Source organism: Kribbella sp. NPDC049584 (genome assembly GCF_040675555.1).
Classification (GTDB): domain Bacteria; phylum Actinomycetota; class Actinomycetes; order Propionibacteriales; family Kribbellaceae; genus Kribbella.
The window spans coordinates 177,444-195,798 of record NZ_JBFAPF010000013.1; the positions used below are offsets into that span (position 1 = coordinate 177,444).

At 69.5% G+C, this 18,355-nt stretch carries 16 protein-coding genes; 6 read left to right on the top strand and 10 right to left on the bottom strand.

All coding sequences use genetic code 11. From position 1 onward, the window contains the following. Positions 1-416 precede the first annotated feature (416 nt). Positions 417-1,487 (top strand): glycosyltransferase, encoded by a 1,071-nt coding sequence (locus AB0J62_RS35035; protein ID WP_363880744.1) that lies wholly within the window; start codon positions 417-419, stop codon positions 1,485-1,487. Then, on the top strand, positions 1,471-2,634 hold the full coding sequence (locus AB0J62_RS35040; protein ID WP_363881023.1) for a hypothetical protein: 1,164 nt from the start codon (positions 1,471-1,473) through the stop codon (positions 2,632-2,634). The genes AB0J62_RS35035 and AB0J62_RS35040 overlap by 17 nt, the downstream gene beginning before the upstream one ends. Here the strand turns inward: AB0J62_RS35040 and AB0J62_RS35045 are convergent. Further along, on the bottom strand, positions 2,605-3,174 hold the full coding sequence (locus AB0J62_RS35045; protein WP_363880747.1) for a TIGR03086 family metal-binding protein: 570 nt from the start codon (positions 3,172-3,174) through the stop codon (positions 2,605-2,607). The two genes, AB0J62_RS35040 and AB0J62_RS35045, sit on opposite strands and share 30 nt — an antisense overlap. 164 nt (positions 3,175-3,338) lie before the next feature. On the opposite strand from AB0J62_RS35045, the gene AB0J62_RS35050 reads away from it, so the two are divergent. Continuing rightward, positions 3,339-4,286 carry an aldo/keto reductase gene (locus AB0J62_RS35050; RefSeq protein WP_363880750.1) on the top strand — a complete coding sequence of 316 codons (948 nt, stop codon included), beginning with the start codon at positions 3,339-3,341 and terminating at the stop codon, positions 4,284-4,286. Between the two features lie 22 nt (positions 4,287-4,308). After that, the gene (locus tag AB0J62_RS35055) at positions 4,309-4,653 is read left to right on the top strand and encodes a YciI family protein (protein WP_363880753.1); all 345 of its coding nucleotides are present in this window, start codon (positions 4,309-4,311) and stop codon (positions 4,651-4,653) included. Here the strand turns inward: AB0J62_RS35055 and AB0J62_RS35060 are convergent. The 9 genes from AB0J62_RS35060 to AB0J62_RS35100 form a co-directional block, all read right to left on the bottom strand. After that, a complete protein-coding gene (locus tag AB0J62_RS35060) occupies positions 4,650-5,081 on the bottom strand; it encodes a GNAT family N-acetyltransferase (protein WP_363880756.1) in 432 nt (143 codons plus the stop codon). The genes AB0J62_RS35055 and AB0J62_RS35060 overlap by 4 nt on opposite strands. Then, positions 5,078-5,365 (bottom strand): hypothetical protein, encoded by a 288-nt coding sequence (locus AB0J62_RS35065; protein WP_363880759.1) that lies wholly within the window; start codon positions 5,363-5,365, stop codon positions 5,078-5,080. Before AB0J62_RS35065 ends, AB0J62_RS35060 begins: the two co-directional genes overlap by 4 nt. 10 nt (positions 5,366-5,375) lie before the next feature. Beyond that, positions 5,376-6,524 (bottom strand): VWA domain-containing protein, encoded by a 1,149-nt coding sequence (locus tag AB0J62_RS35070; RefSeq protein WP_363880762.1) that lies wholly within the window; start codon positions 6,522-6,524, stop codon positions 5,376-5,378. Beyond that, positions 6,521-8,689 carry a DUF5682 family protein gene (locus AB0J62_RS35075; protein ID WP_363880765.1) on the bottom strand — a complete coding sequence of 723 codons (2,169 nt, stop codon included), beginning with the start codon at positions 8,687-8,689 and terminating at the stop codon, positions 6,521-6,523. The genes AB0J62_RS35070 and AB0J62_RS35075 overlap by 4 nt, the downstream gene beginning before the upstream one ends. Continuing rightward, on the bottom strand, positions 8,686-9,780 hold the full coding sequence (locus AB0J62_RS35080) for an AAA family ATPase (RefSeq protein WP_363880768.1): 1,095 nt from the start codon (positions 9,778-9,780) through the stop codon (positions 8,686-8,688). The genes AB0J62_RS35075 and AB0J62_RS35080 overlap by 4 nt, the downstream gene beginning before the upstream one ends. Next, the gene (locus tag AB0J62_RS35085; RefSeq protein WP_363880771.1) at positions 9,777-11,180 is read right to left on the bottom strand and encodes a DUF5691 domain-containing protein; all 1,404 of its coding nucleotides are present in this window, start codon (positions 11,178-11,180) and stop codon (positions 9,777-9,779) included. Before AB0J62_RS35085 ends, AB0J62_RS35080 begins: the two co-directional genes overlap by 4 nt. A 22-nt stretch (positions 11,181-11,202) precedes the next feature. Then, the gene (locus AB0J62_RS35090) at positions 11,203-12,486 is read right to left on the bottom strand and encodes an SWIM zinc finger family protein (RefSeq protein WP_363880774.1); all 1,284 of its coding nucleotides are present in this window, start codon (positions 12,484-12,486) and stop codon (positions 11,203-11,205) included. Between the two features lie 177 nt (positions 12,487-12,663). Next, positions 12,664-15,123, bottom strand: a complete 2,460-nt coding sequence (locus AB0J62_RS35095; protein ID WP_363880777.1) for an MDR family MFS transporter — start codon at positions 15,121-15,123, stop codon at positions 12,664-12,666. Positions 15,124-15,392: 269 nt separating this feature from the next. After that, positions 15,393-16,265, bottom strand: coding sequence for a LysR substrate-binding domain-containing protein (locus AB0J62_RS35100; protein WP_363880780.1), 873 nt, complete (start codon positions 16,263-16,265; stop codon positions 15,393-15,395). A gap of 78 nt (positions 16,266-16,343) precedes the next feature. Between AB0J62_RS35100 and AB0J62_RS35105 the strand changes: the two genes are divergently transcribed. Both AB0J62_RS35105 and AB0J62_RS35110 read left to right on the top strand, forming a co-directional pair. After that, positions 16,344-17,243 (top strand): TIGR03564 family F420-dependent LLM class oxidoreductase, encoded by a 900-nt coding sequence (locus tag AB0J62_RS35105; protein ID WP_363880783.1) that lies wholly within the window; start codon positions 16,344-16,346, stop codon positions 17,241-17,243. 39 nt (positions 17,244-17,282) lie between these two features. Beyond that, the gene (locus tag AB0J62_RS35110; RefSeq protein ID WP_363880786.1) at positions 17,283-18,344 is read left to right on the top strand and encodes a serine hydrolase domain-containing protein; all 1,062 of its coding nucleotides are present in this window, start codon (positions 17,283-17,285) and stop codon (positions 18,342-18,344) included. Positions 18,345-18,355: the final 11 nt, after the last annotated feature.

Consider the following 18,355-nt stretch of genomic DNA (forward strand, 5'->3'; position numbering starts at 1 on the left):
GGACGGGACCAGACGTGGTCCCGGCCATAAATCGCGCGATTGACTACCGGCGTTACAGCTCCTGCAGCTTCCTGCAATTCACCCATACGAACCGGCCCGTCCGACCCGGCGCGGCGGCATGGGCCCCCGCACCGCGGCGCCCGAGCGCGGGTTCGCAGGCCGCGCCCAAGGCGCCGCTAGAACTGCCTGCGCGAAGCGGCGACCACCATTCGGCTCAACCACCTCCCCTCGCCGAACAGCCGAGCGCCTGTCCAGCGTCCGCGCAGCGCCGAAGGCGCCAACAGAACAGCCGCCGCGGAGCGGTGTCCTTTCTGCGTGGCGGAGCGGTGTCCTTTCGCCTTTCTCGCGCGCCGTCCGACCGATCTGACACCAGTTGGATGGGCGGTGGTTGGGTGGGACCGATAGTCTCGGGCGCCATGAGCACCAGCGTCGCCATTGCGGTGATTACCTTCAGGCGACCTGCTCTGTTGCGGGGGTTATTGACCAGTTTGCAGGCTCAGGAGCTGCCCGCGGACTCCGATTATGCGATCCGGATCGTGGTTGTGGACAACGACGCGGACGGGTCGGCGGCGGCGGTGCTGGAGGAGTTCGGCGAGGGTACGCCGTACCCGATCGAATCGGTGGTCGAACCGGAGCCAGGAATCCCCTTCGCCCGTGAGAAATCGGTTGAGCTGTGCTGGAACGACGACGCTCTGATCTTCGTGGACGACGACGAGACCGCCCCTCCCGGCTGGCTCGAGAAGCTCCTGCACGCCTGGGAGTCCACCGGGGCCGACGTCGTCACCGGCCCGGTGAAGGGCAACCTCCCGCCCGGCGCCCCGCCGTGGAACCACTACAGCGACGTCCATGACTCGACCGGCAAGCACACGACCGGCGAGGAGCTCCGCAAGGCGTACACGAACAACACGCTGGTCAGCCGCCGCGTCTACCACACCGTCACGCCCGGATTCCATCCCGCGTTCCGCTACACCGGCTCCAGCGACCTGCACTTCTTCCTCCGCGTACACCGGGCAGGGTTCCGCATCGTGTGGTGCGAGGAGGCGTGCATCGCGGAGGAGGTGCCGGTCGGCCGGACCACTCTGCACTGGCTGGTACGCCGTGCCTTCCGCTCCGGCTCCGGCGACACCATCAGTCGCCTGCTGATCCGCCCGGGCGCAATCAGCTACGTGCTAGTGCTGGCCTATGCTTCGGCCCGGGTGATCTCGGCGGTCGGGTTCGCCCTCGCCGGGCTGCTGCTCGGCCGGAAGACGCACCTGCTGAAGGCTGTCCGCCGGTTCTTCTCGGGCGTCGGCAGCCTCGCGGGGATAGTAGGGATCAACCATGACGAGTACCGGGAACGGCACGGGTCCGGCCACGGCCCCGGGCCGGCCGACGGTGGCGGGGCTGTGCCGGGCGATCTGGCAGGTGGAGACGGAGCTGGGGCTGCTCGAGTGGCAGACCAAGGGCGCTCACCCCTGGCCGATCATCCGGATGCGCGTCTTCCATGAGCTGACTCGCCGCACCGGCATCCACGGCGCCCCGCATCCGGTACGACGCACGCCGTACGACAACGCCGCTCTGGTCGCGAGGCATGTCGCCGGGATCGTCACCCGCTCGCCGTTCCCCGGCCGGTACGACGCCCTCGTCGTACCGCACCCGCGGAAACCGAACGGTGTCGAGATCTACACCGACGTACTCCGCGCAACGCTCGGCGACGACGCCCTGATCCTCGACTCGGGGATCAACGGCACCCCGCTCCCCGGCAGCAAGAATCTCGACTTCTTCACGTCCGCGGCCGGCGCGATCCATCCCCGCACGACGGACGACCGAGGCATCGGCGCAGCGCTGGAGAAACTCACCGGTGCCCGCGTCCCGGTCGGCGCGATCCTCGCCCGCGAAGTACCGAAGCACGTACGCCTGCGCGCCTTGTACCGCGCGCTGCTCAGGCGGCACCGGATCAAGACCGTGTACGTCGTCGTCGCATACTTCCACCAGCACATCGTCGGCGCGGCTCGCGACCTCGGGATCCGCGTGGTCGAGCTGCAGCACGGCGCGATCAGCCCGTTCCACCTCGGCTACAGCTACCCCGGCCGGCCGACGGTCGCGGATCAGCCGGACGAGCTGTGGTGCTTCGGGTCGTACTGGACCGATGTCGCGGACCTGCCCGCCGGCATGCGGACCGAGGTGATCGGCGCGACGTTCCTGCCGACGCCGGGGCCGAAGGATCCGCGGCGGGTCGTGTTCCTGTCACAAGGCACCGTCGGGGCTGAGCTCGTCCAGGTCGCGGACGCGGTGGCGAAGGAGGATCAGGACCTGGACGTCGTCTACCGGCTGCACCCGAGCGAACGCCCGGAGGACTACACGATCCCGTCCGGCGTACAGCTGTCGACCGGCGGCAGCACGCTCGAGCTGCTCGCGACAGCGACGTACCAGGTCGGTGTCTCGACGACGGCGCTCTTCGAGGGCATGGCGCTCGGCTGCCGTACGGCGGTCGCGGACCTGCCCGGGCACGAGTATCTGGCCCCGGCAATCGCCCGCGGCCACGCCGCACTGATGACTCAGCCGTCCGATCTGCGCCAGGCCCCGCTCTGCCCTACTCCCGAGATCTACTACGCCCCCAGCCGGCTACGGCTGGCGACCGAGCAGCCCCAATAGACGATCCTGCAGCGGGGCGTCCGGCGGGACAGGCACTTCGGCGCCGTAGACCTCGATGCCTTCGCCGAACGCGCCAGGCGTCCGGTACTTCGCCATCAGGTCCGGCGGGATCGTGACCGCGGTCGCCCAGAGCCGTTCGATGTCGACCGGCTCGATCGTCTCGTCCTGATCGGTCGCGCGGGCCAGATCCCAGCCGTGCAGAACGAGGTCGTCGGAGACCACCTGGTCGATGTGCTGCTCGACCGTCATCCGCCCGCCCGGTGTATCGCTCTCCGTCAACGCGGCAATCGGGTCGTCCAGAACGTCCTCGATCGCAGCACGCGCCTCCTGGAACGCGGTCAGCGGATCGTCTGCCGGCACCAGCTTCCGGAAGACCGGCGTCAGCATCACGCCGTGCATGGTGACGACGTGCTCGACCACGTCCCGCGCGGTCCACTTCGCGCACGGCGACTGGTTCTCCCACTGGTCCGGCGCCACGGCCGCAACCTTCCGCTCGAACGCCTCGGCCCGCCGCCGATACCGCTCCGCGATCTCACCCATCCCCGCATCTTCCCGCCCGCCGCAACCCGGCGGAAGAGTGCGGATCGCTACGCCATCACAATCGCCTGGCACCCGCCGAGCCCGCGGAGAGGCGCGTCGATCGCCCGGTTGTGATGGCCTGGGGATCCGCCGAACTTGTCGGTGGGGCCGCATAGCGTCGCGGTATGCGGACGGTGGAGCTGGGGCGGACGGGGTTGCGGGTCAGTCAGTTGGGATTGGGGCTCGCGTCGATCGGGGGGATGTTCGCGGCCGTTCCGCAGCTGCAAGCGGTGGCGACGATCGATCGGGCTTGGGAGCTGGGCGTTCGTCTGTTCGACACCGCGCCGGTCTATGGCTACGGCTTGTCCGAACAGCGGGCCGGCCTGGCCTTGCGCGGTCGATCACGCGGCGAGTTCGTGCTCTGCAGCAAGGTCGGGCGACTGATCGAACCGGGCGGCCCGGATCTCCAGCCGATCTGGGCCGAGCCGCCGGCCGGGCTCGGCCCGAGGCTCGATTTCTCGTACGCCGCGACGATCCGCTCGTTCGAGGCGAGCCTGGAGCGGATGGGCATCGACCGGATCGACATCCTGCACATCCACGACCCCGACCTCGACTACCTGACCGCGTCGACCGAGGCGTTCCGCGCGCTCACCGAGCTCCGCGGACGCGGCACGATCGGGGCGATCTCGCTCGGCGTCAACCACGCGGACGTGGCGGCGCGATTCCTCCGCGAGACCTCAGGAGTCGACTGCGTCCTGCTCGCCGGTCGGTACACGCTTCTCGACCAGACCGGCGAGGACGAGCTCCTGCCACTGTGCGAGAAGCTCGATGTCGCGGTGCTCGCCGCCGGGGTGTTCCATGGCGGCGTCCTCGCCGACACCGCGAACGGCGCGCCGCACGGATACGAGCGGGTCCCGAAGGACGTGCTCCGACGCATCGACGGACTGCGTGAGCTCTGCCGGCGGTACGACGTATCGCTGCTGGCTGCCGCAGTGCAGTTTCCGCTAAGGCATCCCGCCGTACCGGCGGTGGTCGTCGGGGCGCGGAGCCCGCGGGAGATCACCGAGATCGCGGCGTGGCTCGATTATGAGATCCCTGACGCGTTCTGGGGCGCATTAGGTCCTGTCTGGTGATCCAGCGCCTAAGGTCTCGGCTATGAGGTACATGCTGCTGCACAAGACCAATGACAGTCTCGAGGCGGGCAACCCGCCCGATCCGGAGATTCTGGAGCGGGCGGACGCCGTACTCGAGGAGATGCGTCAGGCCGGAGTCCTGGTGCTCGGTGAGGGGCTGATGCCGAGCTCGCGTGGTGCGCGGGTCACGTTCCCGGTGCCGGGTCAGCCGCGGGTGATCGACGGCCCGTTCGCCGAGACCAAGGAGCTCGTCGCAGGCGTCTCGATCATCCGCGTCGACTCCAAGGAGGAGGCCGTCCAATGGGCCCTCCGCTTCGCCGAGGCCGACCCGTACACGCCGATCGATATCCTCGAGATCGCCGACTAACGCTTCAGGTGCAGGATCGGGTAGGGCTTGCCGGTGGAGTCCTTCCCACTGCGGGAGACCTGCACGAAGCCGTGGTGCTCGTAGAAGCCGATGGCCTGCGGGTTCTGTTCGTTGACGTCGACCGAGGTGGCGGCGAAGTGCGCGAACGCGTGCTCGAGCAGCAGACTCCCGCCGCCTTGACCGCGGTACGCCGGGTCGAGGAACAGCATCTCGACGTTGCCGTCCTCGACCCCGATGAATCCGATCAGCAACCCGTCGTCGGTCCGTAGCCCCGCGAGCTGCCCGATCTCGCCGAACGACGCCCGCACCAACGGCCGGAAGACATCCAGATCCGCCTCGGTGACGAAGCCGTGCGTCGCTCGCACCGACGCCTCCCACAACTCGGCGGCGCGGTCGAACTCGGCTGGCTCAATCCTGCTGATCTTCACCCGGCAAGAGTGCCCTCTTCGGCCACGACGAGCGAGTCAATTGCTGCGAAGAACCGAGCGATCCCGGGCAGGTTCGGGCCCTTCTCGCGCGAGGCAGCAAAGTCCTCCGGCGTCGCCCAGTCGACGATGTCCAGCCACTCGTTGTCCGGCAGCCGCACCAGCCGCGCGCCCAAGAACCCGGTGCGGTCGCCCTCGAAGTCCTTCAGCATCTCTGCGCGAGCGGCCAGCAGTTCCTCGGTCTTCTCGGCCAGCACGCGGAAGCGGGTCAGTTCGACGGTGCTCATCGGATTCCTCTCACGTCAGGTTTGTGGATGCCCAGTTGGTGATGTCCTCGTGCCGGATGGCAGCGGCCATCAGGTCCGGGAACAGGTCCGGTGTGCAGGCGAACGTCGGTACGCCGAGATCCGCCAGCGCCGCGGCGTTCTCGGCGTCGTACGACGGGGTGCCCGAGTCCGCCAGCGCCAGCAGAGCAATCACCTGTACGCCGGACTCCACCAAGGAACGCGCCCGCCGCAGCATCTCTTCCCGTACGCCGCCCTCGTACAGGTCCGAGATCAGTACGAGCACCGTCTCGGCCGGCTTCGTCACGAGCTCCTCGCAGTACGCCAGCGCGCGGTTGATGTCCGTCCCGCCGCCCAACTGCGTGCCGAACAGCACGTCGACCGGGTCCTCGAGCTGATCCGTCAGGTCAACCACAGCGGTGTCGAAGACGACCAGCGACGTCCGCAGCGTCCGAATCGAGCCGAGAACGGCGCCGAACAGCGAGGCATAGACCACCGACTCCGCCATCGAGCCCGATTGGTCGATCGCCAGCACGATGTCCCGCTGCACGCTGTGGTTGCGCCGCGCGTAGCCCACCAGTCGGTCCGGCACGATCGTGCCGAGCGTCGGCGAGAAGTGCTTCAGGTTGACCTGGATCGTCCGGTCCCAGTCGATATCCGAGTGCCGCGGCCTCGACGTACGGCCGGCCCGGTCGAGGGCGCCCGTGACCGCGGCCCGCGTCCGCTCCGCCAGGCGAGCCTCGAGTTCGGCGACGACCCGGCCGACCACCTCCCGCGCGGTCTGCTTGGTCTCCTCGGGCATCACCTCGTTGAGCGCAAGTAGCGTGCTGACCAGGTGTACGTCGGGCTCGACCGCGCCGAGCAGCTCCGGCTCCATCAGCATCCGCGTAATGCCGAGCCGCTCCACCGCGTCGCGCTGCATGACCTGTACGACGGTGCTCGGGAAGTACTGCCGGATATCGCCCAACCACCGCGCCACCCGCGGCGCCGACGAACCCAACCCCGACGACCGCTGGCTGCCGGCCTCGCCCTCCGCGGCGTCGTACAAGGCGGCCAACGCGGCGTCGACGGAGCGGTCCTCGGACGACAGCGTCGTACCTGTCTCTTCCTCGGCCTCGCCTCCCAGCACGAGCCGCCAGCGCCGCATCCGCTCGTCGTTCATGAGACCCCCAAGAGCTGCGCAACGACCGGCAGCGCCGTCGCCGCCAACTCGGCGTCCAGGTCGTTGTCATCAGCAACGACGATCGAGGCCGGATCCGCCAGCACCCGAGCCCTCGCGCCGATCGAGCGCCGCTCCGGCGCCGCGAAGGTCCCGAAGGTACGGCGCAACAGCGGCAGCACCTCGACGAACGCATCGTCCGGGATCGCGCCCAGCCAGTCATCCACCAGCGCGAGCAGCCGCTCGTCGTGCACGAGCAACAATCCGCCGCCGGCAAGGAATCCCTGGACGTACCCGGCCGCCTCCGCGGTCGCCGTACCGGGAGACAACGCCCGCCCCAAACGCAGCGTGACCTCATGATCCGGCAACCGCGACGTGTCCAGCATCAACCGCGTCAACCGACCCCGGATCAGCGGCGGCACCGAAGCGCGATCGCTCAACCCCTCCAACGTGTTCAGCCACTCGGCGCGCACGTCCTCGGCCAGCAGCACCGTCGCGTCCTGCACCCCGTCGATCAGCTCTTGTACGGCGGTCGCCGCATCCGGATCGAGCCCGTGGACCGTCCGGCCGAGCCCAGCGCACACCCGCGACACCATGCGCCCCGCGACCAAGGCGAGTCCGGCGGTATCGGTCCCGCGTACGTCGCCGTACCTGGAGGCTCGCGCGAGAGCAGGGAGCGCAGCCATCAGGTGGCCGACATCCGCATCGGCGGCTGCACGGGTGTCGATCCCTCGGAGCAAGGGTGGAAGTGCGTCGGCAAGATCGGCCAGCAGCGACCTCTCCAGCGCGGCCGTGACGTCGGCCAGCGTTGGCGAGTCGGCGGCCTTCAGCATCACGGTCGTCGCGGCGCCGAGGACCGTCGTACCGTGCGCGCCGGCGGCAACCAACTCGACCTCGAGTCCCGGATCCCACGCCAGGCGCCACATCTCGCGGAACGTGCCCTGCGCCCGCCGTTCGTCGACGGCCGGAACGCCCCAGTGCACACCGAGAATCCTCAACCTGTGCAGGAGTCTGGACTTCTCCAGGTCGTTCGACTTCCGCAGGTCGAGTTCGATCACGCGCTCGGTCGCGTCCCGCTTCATCCGCAGCCGCCGCGCGTGCGCGGCCAGGTCTGCCGCGACCGGCGCCTGCGGCGTCTCACCCGGCACGGACCCGAGCAGCTCACCAACAACGGCTTCCCGCGTGACGAGATCCAGCAGTACGTCATTCCCGCCGCAGAGCACAGCCCGGGTCGCCTCGGTGACCTCGCTCAGACCGGCGAGCGGGCGTTCCCTCAAGGCTGCCAGGGTGTCCGCTAGTCGCACCGCCTCGATCACGTGTGCGCTGGAGACAGGCAAATCCTCGTCCCGCAATACCTGGGCGACCTTCGACAGCCAGCGTGTGGTGATCTGATCGGGGGCGGTGAACAGGTGGTGGTACCAGCCGGGTGACGTGATGCCAGCGCCGTACCCGCTCGTTGCCGCCAGCCGCCCATGCGTCCACGGCACCCAGGTGCAGGCGACCTTGCGCTTCGGCATACCTTTGAGGATCCGTTGATCATGTGTTGCCGGAGGCAACGGCAGTTCGAGGGCGGGGACGTGCCAGGCGCCGCAGACCACCGCGATCCGCTCGAAGCCCTCGCGAATCGCCTTGCGCAACACGGTCCGCATGTAGGCTTCGCGCTGCGCTTCGCGGCCTTTCGCCTCCGAGTCGCGACGCAGTTCGCGCATCGCATCGGCGATCACCGTGAACGGCTCGGCGCCGTCGCGGCGCGACTCGATGACGTCGTCCCACCAGCGCTCGGGATCGTCGTACCCGCCTGCCTCGGCCAACGTCGCCAGCGGATCCATCGACGCGGACCGCCCACCGCTCGAAGCGAACATCTGCGCCGCCGGCAGGTCGCAGAACCGCACCGGGACCCCGGCCGCCAGTCCGTACTTGATCGCCTGCCACTCGGGACTGAACACCGCGAACGGCCAGAACGCGGCCCGCGTCGAGTCGTCGACGGCGTACGCGAGCAGCGCGACCGGCGGCTCCATCTCCTCCGAGGCCGCCAACTCGACGATCTTGTCGGCCTCCGGCGGTCCTTCGATCAGCACCACGTCAGGCTGGAACTCGGCCAGCGCGGTCGCCACCGCGCGCGCCGATCCCGGCCCGTGGTGCCGGATCCCGAGCAGGTGAACGGTCATCCGGAGATCTCTCGGCAGGCCCGGTAGAACGGCGCCCAGTCGTCGCGCTCGCGCACCACGGTCTCGAGGTACTCCGACCAGACGACCCGGTCCGCGGCAGGGTCCTTCACCACCGCACCAAGGATGCCGCCGGCAACATCCGTCGGCCGCAGTACGCCGTCGCCGAAGTGGGCGGCGAGGGCGAGGCCGCCGGTGACGACGCTGATCGCCTCCGCCGTCGACAAGGTGGCCGACGGTGACTTGACCGCCGTCCGTCCGTCCTCGGTCCGGCCGGAGCGCAGCTCGCGGAAGATCGTCACCACGCGGCGGATCTCCTCGAGCGCGTCGTCCGGCTGCGGCAGCTCCAGCGCCGAACCCAGCTGCGCGACCCGGCGCGAGACGATCTCCACTTCGTCGTCCGCGGATTCGGGCAGCGGGAGTACGACGGTGTTGAACCGCCGGCGCAACGCCGACGACAACTCGTTGACGCCCTTGTCGCGATCGTTGGCGGTGGCAATGACGTTGAATCCCTTACGGGCTTGGACTTCCGTGGCCAGCTCGGCGATCGGCAGAGCCTTCTCGGACAGGATCGTGATCAGCGCGTCCTGTACGTCGGACGGCATGCGCGTGAGTTCCTCGATCCGCGCGATCTTCGCCTCGGCCATCGCGCGCTGCACCGGACTCGGCACGAGCGCGGCCTCACTGGGGCCCTGGGCAATCAACTGGGCGTAGTTCCACCCGTAGCGGATCGCTTCCTCGGCAGTGCCCGCCGTACCCTGCACGAGCAATGTCGAGTCCCCGCTGATGGCGGCCGCGAGATGCTCACTCACCCAGGTCTTCGCCGTTCCTGGTACGCCGAGCAGCAGCAGCGCCCGATCCGTGGCGAGCGTGGCAACCGCGACCTCGACCAGTCGCCGCGGTCCGACGTACTTCGGTGAGATCTCGGTGTCGCCCGCCTTGCCGCCGAGCAGGTACGTGACGACAGCCGACGGCGACAGCTGCCAGGCAGGCGGACGTGGTTTGTCGTCGGCGGCCTTGAGCGCCTGCAGTTCGTCGGCATACTCGACTTCCGCGTGCGGGCGAAGGACTTCGGTGGTCGCCAACTCTGTCATGAGAGCTCCTCGTACATTTCGCGGCGGAAGGTCAAGGTCTCGACCAGGCGGCGACGCCAGGTGTCTTCCTCGCCGGTGGATTCGCGGGTGATCGGATGGTCGAGTACGTCGGGTGGTACTGCGCGGGCCGCGATGCTGGCGAGGCGGGCCCAGGCGCGGTTGGAGCCGACCTTGGCGAGCTGGTCGAGGATCATGCTCGCCAGCGACGCCGGCCAAGGGACCGGCAGCCCGCCGACGAGCTCGGTGACGTCGACGGTCTTCCGCAGTACGTCGACAGCGCGGGCCCACTCGTCGGCGGGTAACAAGCGCAGGAGCTCCGCGGGGCTGCGGTCGCCGGTCGAGGCTTCCGACTGCAGGAGGGCACGCGCCCACTCGGCGGACCCTTCACGGATAGCAGCCTCGGTCCAGCCCGCTTGGAGAATGTCGGGCGCGCAACCTTCGACAGGTGTCTGCAACCAGGCGAGCTCCATCGCGGACAACGGTGTGTTGGCAACGATCTGCAGGAACCACCAGGCGCGTTTGCCGATACCTTCCGGATTCTGCGAGTCGATGCCGTCGCGTTCCATCGACTGCGACAGCCTCTTCGGCAGATCGACCGCGAGTACGCCCTGGCTCGGGACGAGGTGCGAGTGCAGACGCTCGGTCATGCGTTCGCCGTACTTGGAGCCTGGTATGCGGGCGAGCAGGCGCGCGGCGCCTCGACGTACCTCACGGGAACGATCGTCAAGCGCTGACTCCAGGAAGTCTTCGTCCTGCAAGGACAAACCGTCGGTGAGCAGGCCGAGGAAGTCGGCTCGGGTTGCCGCGGATTCGGTCGGCCAGACCTCCGCCAGGGCCTCGCGTGCCGCGTGCGGGTCCTGCTGGCGGAGGGTCCGCAGCCAGGTGCGTCGCTGGATGGCGTTTCCGTGGGTCCAGTACTCCGGGTCGTTGCTCTCAGCAACGGCGGCGTGGAGGTAGCGCCACTCGGGGTTGAGATCGGCGAGCCAGCGAGCACGCCGACCGGCGGCTGCGATCACGAGCGGACGATACTCGGCGCGATGACGGGCGTAGTCCGCGAGTGCAGGCAAATGCTCGGGTGGCACACCCCAGCCACGGGCGTCGGCCGCACGCAACCACTCGCCGAGCGCGGAGGTCTGGAACCCGCCGAGCATCGCAGCGAGCCGCCGGATCGCCACCGGCCGCGGCAACGGCCGGTCTTCGCCTGGCGCGGCGGGGATCGGTTCGAGTTCGCGAAGCGGCTTCCGGCCGGCGCGCTTGTACACCGTCGCGAGCGCCGCGGCGTCGAGGAGGCCGCCGTCGCCGAGACGCTCCTGGATGTGCTCCGGGAGCTCCTCGAAGTGTGCCGGCCTGCGGTCGGTGCCGAGCAGCGCCGAGCTGACCAGACCGTCCCAGCCCTTCACGATCGCCCCCGCCGATCTGCGCTCACAGGATCACCGGCCGGTCGTCGCGCCAGCACGTCATCGGTCGGAGTCCGGCGCGGTTCCACTCGCCCGCGACCGTGATCGGGTCACCGGCGGACACCGCCAGCAGTTTCCATGCGTCCCATGCTGGCAGGAGCTCTAGCCCATCACCGTCCGCGTCGACCAAGGCCCACCCGTCACCATGCGCGGCCGGTCTTACGTCCTGGAGGACCAACGGCCAGCGTTCGTTCCACGGGTCGGCGGCGAGCGATTCGACGTACGACGCCAGCGCTTGGTGGGCTGTGAGACCGGTCGGGCGGGGTGCGGGTTGGCGGGAGTCGGTCTGGGTGAGGAGGGCGCGCATTGGGAGGGCGCCCGGGTAGAACGAGAGCGTGCCGGGGACGTACTCGCCGGGCCGGGCGGGGAGTGGGTCCAGTGGGCGGCCGGCTGCGGCGAACGTGAGGATCAGGCCGAGGCGGCCGGTTGTTGCCCCGCGCAACCAGACGCGGCGGACGGTGAGGCGGTCGTCGGGCTCGATGACGCGACCGAGCACGAGCCAGTCGTCCTGGACCTTCTCGCCTTCCGCGAGGACGCGGGCGGTCTCGGTCGACCAGCCGATCCTGCTCAGCACGGTGTCGGCCAGCGAGGGCGGGAGGTCGGCGAGACGGTCGTGGGCGGAGACGATCAGGTGAACGAGGGAGAGCTCCTCGAGTAGCTCGCCCGGCCATCCGTGACCGCGTCCGACGACGCCGGCTGCACGGCGTACAGCTCCTGCGACGCCTGGCGCTTGGGCGTCGACCATGTGGGCGGCGAGGCGGCTGAGCTCGGTGTACGCACGCTGGTCGAACCCGCCGAGGCCGACGCGGACCTGATCGTCCAGCCAGCCTTTCAGCTCGGCCATGCCGCTCGAGACCCGATCCGCACGACGTGCGGCGCGCTGCTGTGCCGCTATCGGGTCGGCGACCTCGCCGGGCTTCCGCTCCGGCTGGTCGGCGCGGGCGGCACGCTGGTCCACCCAGGTCTTCACCCAGTCGACCTCATCAGCCGACCGCACCTCACCCGCCGCGTGGAGCAGCAGCAGTCCTAGTGCGTGTTTGCAGGGGAACTTCCGGCTCGGGCACGAGCACTTGTACGCCGGTCCGCTCAGGTCGACCGCAGTCTGGTACGGCTGCTTGCCACTCCCCTGGCACAACCCCCACACCGCCCGGTCGGACGACCCGGCCTCCGTCCACTTCTCTACCCGAGCCAGCCCCTGCCCAGCCTTCGCGGACGCAGCATCAGGCGCCAGCCCAAGCACCTGCTCCACGTCCCACAACCCCACACCCCTCCTAACCACCGCCGTACCCGAAGCATGCCACCCCCCACCGACACCCCCACCCGACCACCCCACACGACCGGCCCGCGGTCCGGCCGGCGGTCGAGTCGGGGTAGCCGTTGCCAGCCGAGCGCGGAAGGTACAACGCCGAGCCGCCTGGACTGAGGCTCAGCCGAACGGCTGGCGGTCCGGGCTGGCGGTGGGGTCGGGGTAGCCGTTGCCGGTGGCGTGCGGAAGATACGGCGCCGAGCCGTCCGACGGGAACGGAGGCGGCGTGTTTGACGGCGAGTCCGTTGGCGCAGGCTGAGTGGCCGGGTCGGCCGCCGCAGCGGACGCGGTGCCCGGCGTACTTGGCGTGGATGGTGGGGGTGGGGTGGTGGAGAGGGTGTCGCGGACGGTGGCTAGGAGGCGTTCTTCGACTAGTTGGAGTTCAGTTATGCGGGCGCGGATTTCTTGTTCCTCGGACTTGGCTTCGGAGAGGAGTTGGTCGGCTTCGGCGCGGGCGGTGGCTCGGAGGTGGTCGGCGGTGCGCTGGCTGGCGCTCAGGACGCTCAGTTCGTAGCGGCGGAGCTCGTCGACCAGCTCGCCCTGGGGGCGCTGGGAGTCGAGGATCGCGGCGGCGGGTTGCGGGATCGCGGCGCCGGGGAGCGTGTCCTCGAGGTCCGCGATCTGCTGGTCGACGCGGGTGAACAGGTCCTTCACGTCGGTACGCATCTGCCGGATCACGGTCGCGGCCGCCTGCACCCGCTCGTTGGCTTCGCGCTCACGCTCACGCGCCGTCCGCTCCGCCGACGTGATGACGTCGAGCGCCACCACCGCCGCACGTTCGGCGGGGTCATCCGAAGCCGCGGCCGCGCCGCCCATGCCCGAAGCCGCGCTCGCGCCAGCCGTGCCCGAAGCCGACGTCGCGCCAGACAGGCCCGAAGCCGACGTCGCGTCCGACAGGTCCGAGGTCGGGTCCGACGCAGTACCGTCCGCGCCCATCGCGACAGTCTTCCGCAGCGGCACCTCGCGGATGAACAGCACCGCCAGCAGACTCACCACCGCAGCACCAGCCGCGATGACGAAGATCCGCCCGGTCGCGTCGCCGTACGCCTGCCGCACGATCTCCGCGACCGGCGCCGGCAGCGAGTTCACGTCCAGCACGCTCCCCGACCCACCCTGCGCCGCGGCGGCCGCCGCCGGACCGAGCTGGCGAAGGTGCTCACTGATCAGATCCGTCACCCGCGTCGCCAGCACAGCGCCGAGGACCGACACCCCGACCGCACCGCCGAGGCTGCGGAAGAACGTGACCGACGCGCTCGCCGCACCGACCTCGCTGACGTCGACAGTGTTCTGTACGGCGAGCACCAGGTTCTGCATCATCATGCCCATCCCGATGCCCATCGAGAGCATCCCGAGCCCGATGTACCAGTACGGCGACGTGTGGTCGATCGTCCCGAGTACGCCGAGCCCCGCGGTCAGGAACAACCCGCCGAGCACCAGGTACCGCTTCCACTTGCCGAACCGCGTGATCAGCTGCCCCGACCCGACCGACCCGAGGAACGACCCGAACATCATCGGGATCGTCAGCAACCCGGCCTCGGTCGCGCTGTACCCGCGCGCCACCTGGAAGTACTGCCCGAGGAACACCGCGCTGCCGAACATCGCGATCCCCACCGAGAGGCTCGCGAGGATCGCCAAGGCGGTCGTCCGCTCCCGCACCACCCGAACCGGTACGAGCGGCTCACGCGCATGCACCTCGACGACCACGGCCAGCAGCGCGAGCACCGCCGTACCGCCGAGGTATGCGCCGGTCTCCCACGACCACCAAGGGAAGTGCTCGCCCGCGAACGATACCCAGATCAGCGGCAGGCTGGCGGCGCCCGCGATCAGCAGCGCACCCAAGTAGTCCATCTTGACCTTGCGCTTCACCACCGGCAGGTGCAGGAACCGCTGCAGGACGATCAGCGACAGTACGGCGAGGGGCACGCACACGTAGAAACACCAGCGCCATCCCAGCCACGAGGTGTCCACGATGACGCCACCGACGAGCGGCCCGGACACGGTCGCGAGCGCCATCACGGCACCCATGTAGCCCGAGTACCGGCCGCGGTTCCGCGGCGGGATCGCCGCGCCGATGATCGCCTGCGCGAGCGCCATCAGCCCGCCCATCGCGAGCCCCTGCAGGACGCGCGCGCCGATCAGGAACGGCACGTTCTGCGAGGCGCCGGCCAGCACCGAGCCGGTGACGAACATGACGATCGCGAGCTGCACGAGCAGCTTCTTGCTGATCAGGTCCGACAGCTTGCCCCACACCGGCGTCGACACGGTCATCGCGAGCAGGCTGGCGGTGACGACCCACGTGTACTGCGTCTGCGAGCCCTCGAGGTCCGCGATGATCGTCGGCAGCGCGTTGCTGACGATCGTCGAGCTCAGCACCGCGGTGAAGAGTGCGGCGAGCAGCCCGGCGAGGATCTCGAGGATCTCCCGGTGCGAGAGTTCAGCGGCGGCCGTCGGCGGAGCCGGAGGTGGTGGGGGTGGCGCTGCCGGCGTGGGGTCCGGCTCTCCCTCGGCGTACCGGGAGCGATAGCGGTGCGGTGTGCCGGCCGAGGGTGTGGCCGGCGAGGTCTGGGTGGTGGCAGACATCAGTTTCCGTTCGTACGGCGGGATCGCGACGACCGAGGCAGTGCCGTGCACTGTCCCGGGGCGGAAACGGCTGACTTGTCCTCACACCAGCCCGATATTTTGGTTGCAACTACCAACAATATCCCCGCAGCGTCAGCAACCGCTCACCGGGAGCCAGCAACCGTTCGCCGAAAGAGCGTGGCTAATTATGAGACGAGGCCTCCTCGGAACAGGCTTTCCGCCGTACGATCCCGTGTTTGTTGAGTAATCAACACCCCTCGGCGGAGCTGTCAGGGCCCGCCGGGGGGCTCATCGCCGAACGCCTCGGCGAGGACGCGAGCACACTCATTCCGCCCGGCCCGAGCTACCAGGTTGCCGGGCGCGGTGCCCGCCGGATTCAGCCGGCCCATCCACAGCGCACCCTCGGCAGATTCACAGGCTGTCCCGTAGACGACGGTCCAGGCCGGCAACCCCGTCGACATCTCAACGACCGCCGATTCGAAGTCCTCGATCGGCCGACCGATCAACGGCTCGAAGCCGGCCTCACGGCATGCGGCCACCAGGTGGTCGCGCAGCCAGGTGTCCTCGGCAGGCACCCGGAGCGGGAGCCCCGCGAGGTCGATCAGCTTCACGCCGTCGTCCGACCGGTACGCCGTCGGGACCAGAACGGACAACGGATCGCGCCAGAGCTCGATGACCTGCAGATCGGCGGCCGCGACGTCGCCGCGGACGAAGGCGATGTCCAACTCCCCCGAACGCAGCGCAGCCAGGTACTCCGCCGTCGAGCCGACGCTGAGCTTGATCTCGAGGTCGGGCGTGCGGACCCGGAGGGCAGCCAGACCGCGTTCCAGCCGGTCCCGCAACCCTGGCGCGGTGCCGATGCGGAGTACGCCGGAACGCCCGGAGGCGAGCTCCGCGGCGACCTCCGCGGCTCGGTCCGCGGCGGACAGGACAGCGCGGGCCTCGCGCAGCATCCGTTCGCCGTCGCCGGTCAGCCGCACGTGCCGCGACGATCGGTCCAGAAGTCGCAGGCCGAGTTCGCGTTCGAGGCGGGCGACCTGCTGGCTGACCGCGGGCTGCACGATATTCAGTCGCTCGGCGGCCCGCCCGAAGTGCAGTTCCTCGGCGACGGTGACGAAGTACCGCAACTGACGCAGCTCCATCAGCGATCACGACTCCTTATCGCTGTACAGCGTAACTGCGTCTGGGTCGGCGGCCTCGAGCCTCGTTGACTGGTGGACATGAGGATCGGACTGTGGATCGACGAAGAGGGCAAGACCATCGACGAGATCGGCGCCGCCGCGAAGGCCGCCGAGGACAACGGCATCGACCGGGTCTGGTTCAGCCAGCGACTCGGCTGGGACGCGCTGACGCTGATCGCCGGCGTCGCGCCGTACACCTCGACCATCGGGTACGCCGTGGGCGTCGTTCCGGTGTATCCGCGCCACCCGCTCGCTCTCGCGGCGCAGGCGCTCAGCGTGCAGGCGCTGGCCGGCAACCGGCTGACACTCGGCGTCGGCGCGAGCCACCCGCACATGGTGGAAGGGATGCTCGGTCTCTCGATGGACCGCCCCGCCGCATACGTCCGCGAGTACGTCGAAGCGCTCGGACCACTGCTCGCCGGTCAGCCGACCGACTACTCGGGCGAGCGGCTGACCGCCCGCGGCCGGCTCGCGATCGCCGGCGCCGAGGCGCCCGAACTCATCCTGGCCGCGCTCGGCCCGCGGATGCTCAAGACCGCCGGCGAACTCACTGCCGGTACGACGACCAGCTGGGCCGGTCCTGAGGTCATCGAGAGCTTCATCCGCCCGACGATCGACGCAGCGGCGACCGCCGCCGGGCGGCCGCAGCCCCAGGTGATCGCGGGCGTCTGCGTCGCGGTGACCGACGATCCGGACGCGACACGGAACTGGATCGGGTCCCACTACGGCGCGGCCGGCGACATGCCGTCGTACCGCGCAGTCCTCGATCGCGGCGGCAAGGCCGGACCTGAGGAGACCGCAGTACTGGGCGACGAGGAGACGGTGGCCAAGGAACTCCAGCGCTACGAGGACGCCGGTACGACGGAATTCCTGGTCTGCCCGGTCGGGACGGACGCGGAGGTGGAGCGCACGGTCAGGTTCGCGTTGGATTATGCATAGATGGTGTCAAAGGCTCCGGACCCGCTCCGACGTACCTGTATGGAACTTCAGGAGGTAGTGCAGAGGCGGATCGACGAACTGGTCGAGACGGAACTCGGGCTGCAGGTGGCCGTGTACCGGCACGGTGAGCTGCTGGTAGACGCTGTCGCCGGCGAGGGCGTGACCTCGGAGACGTTGTACTACGCGGCCTCGACCGGGAAGGGAGCGTCCGCAACGGTCGCGAACGTGCTGGTGGATCGCGTGGTGCTCGACTACGACCAGCCGATCGTCGACATCTGGCCCGAGTTCGGTGCGCACGGGAAGGACAAGGCGACGCTGCGGCACGTGCTGACGCACTCGGTCGGCCTGCCTGCGCTGCCGCCGGACGCGACCCACGAGTCGTTCCCCACGATCCCCGCCTACCTGGCTGCCGCAGAGCCGTGGTGGGAACCCGGCACGAAGATGACGTACCACGCGGAGACGTTCGGCCTCCTGGTCGGTGAGATCGTCCGGCGCGCGACCGGCCGGTCGATCTCCGACGTACTGCGGGAGCTGATTACCCCGCTCGGCATCGAGAACGATGTGTTCTTCGCGCTCCCGTCGGACCAGCGGGACCGGCTGATGCCACTGGTCGAGCCCGAGGGGGCCGACGAGACGTTCGCGATGCTTGCCGGGATGTTCAGCAAGGTTGTGCCGCCGTCGATGCAGCCGCGCGCCGCCGGGCTGAACCGGCCCGAGCAGCTGGCGATCGAGGACCCGTCGAGCGCGATCCTGACCGCCCGCGGCATCGCCACGTTGTACGCCGGGCTGATCGGCGAGGTGAACGGCGTACGGCTGGTCCGCCCCGAGGCGGTGCCTGTGATCACCGGCCCGGCTCTGGTCGCGCCGGACGAGTTGCTCGGCAATGCCGCGACGATGGCGCTCGGCTACTCGATCGGCCGGCTGGGATCCACGGCGGAGGAGAGCCCGGCGACGTTCGGGTGGCCGGGCATGGGCGGCAGTATCGCCTGGGCTGACACGCGCTCAGGCGTTGCGTTCGCACTGACCAGGACGCTGTTCGACCCGACCGGTTCGGCGTCCGCGGTCGAGATCGGCAACCTGGTTGCGAAAGCTCTTTGCTGAAACCCCTTAAC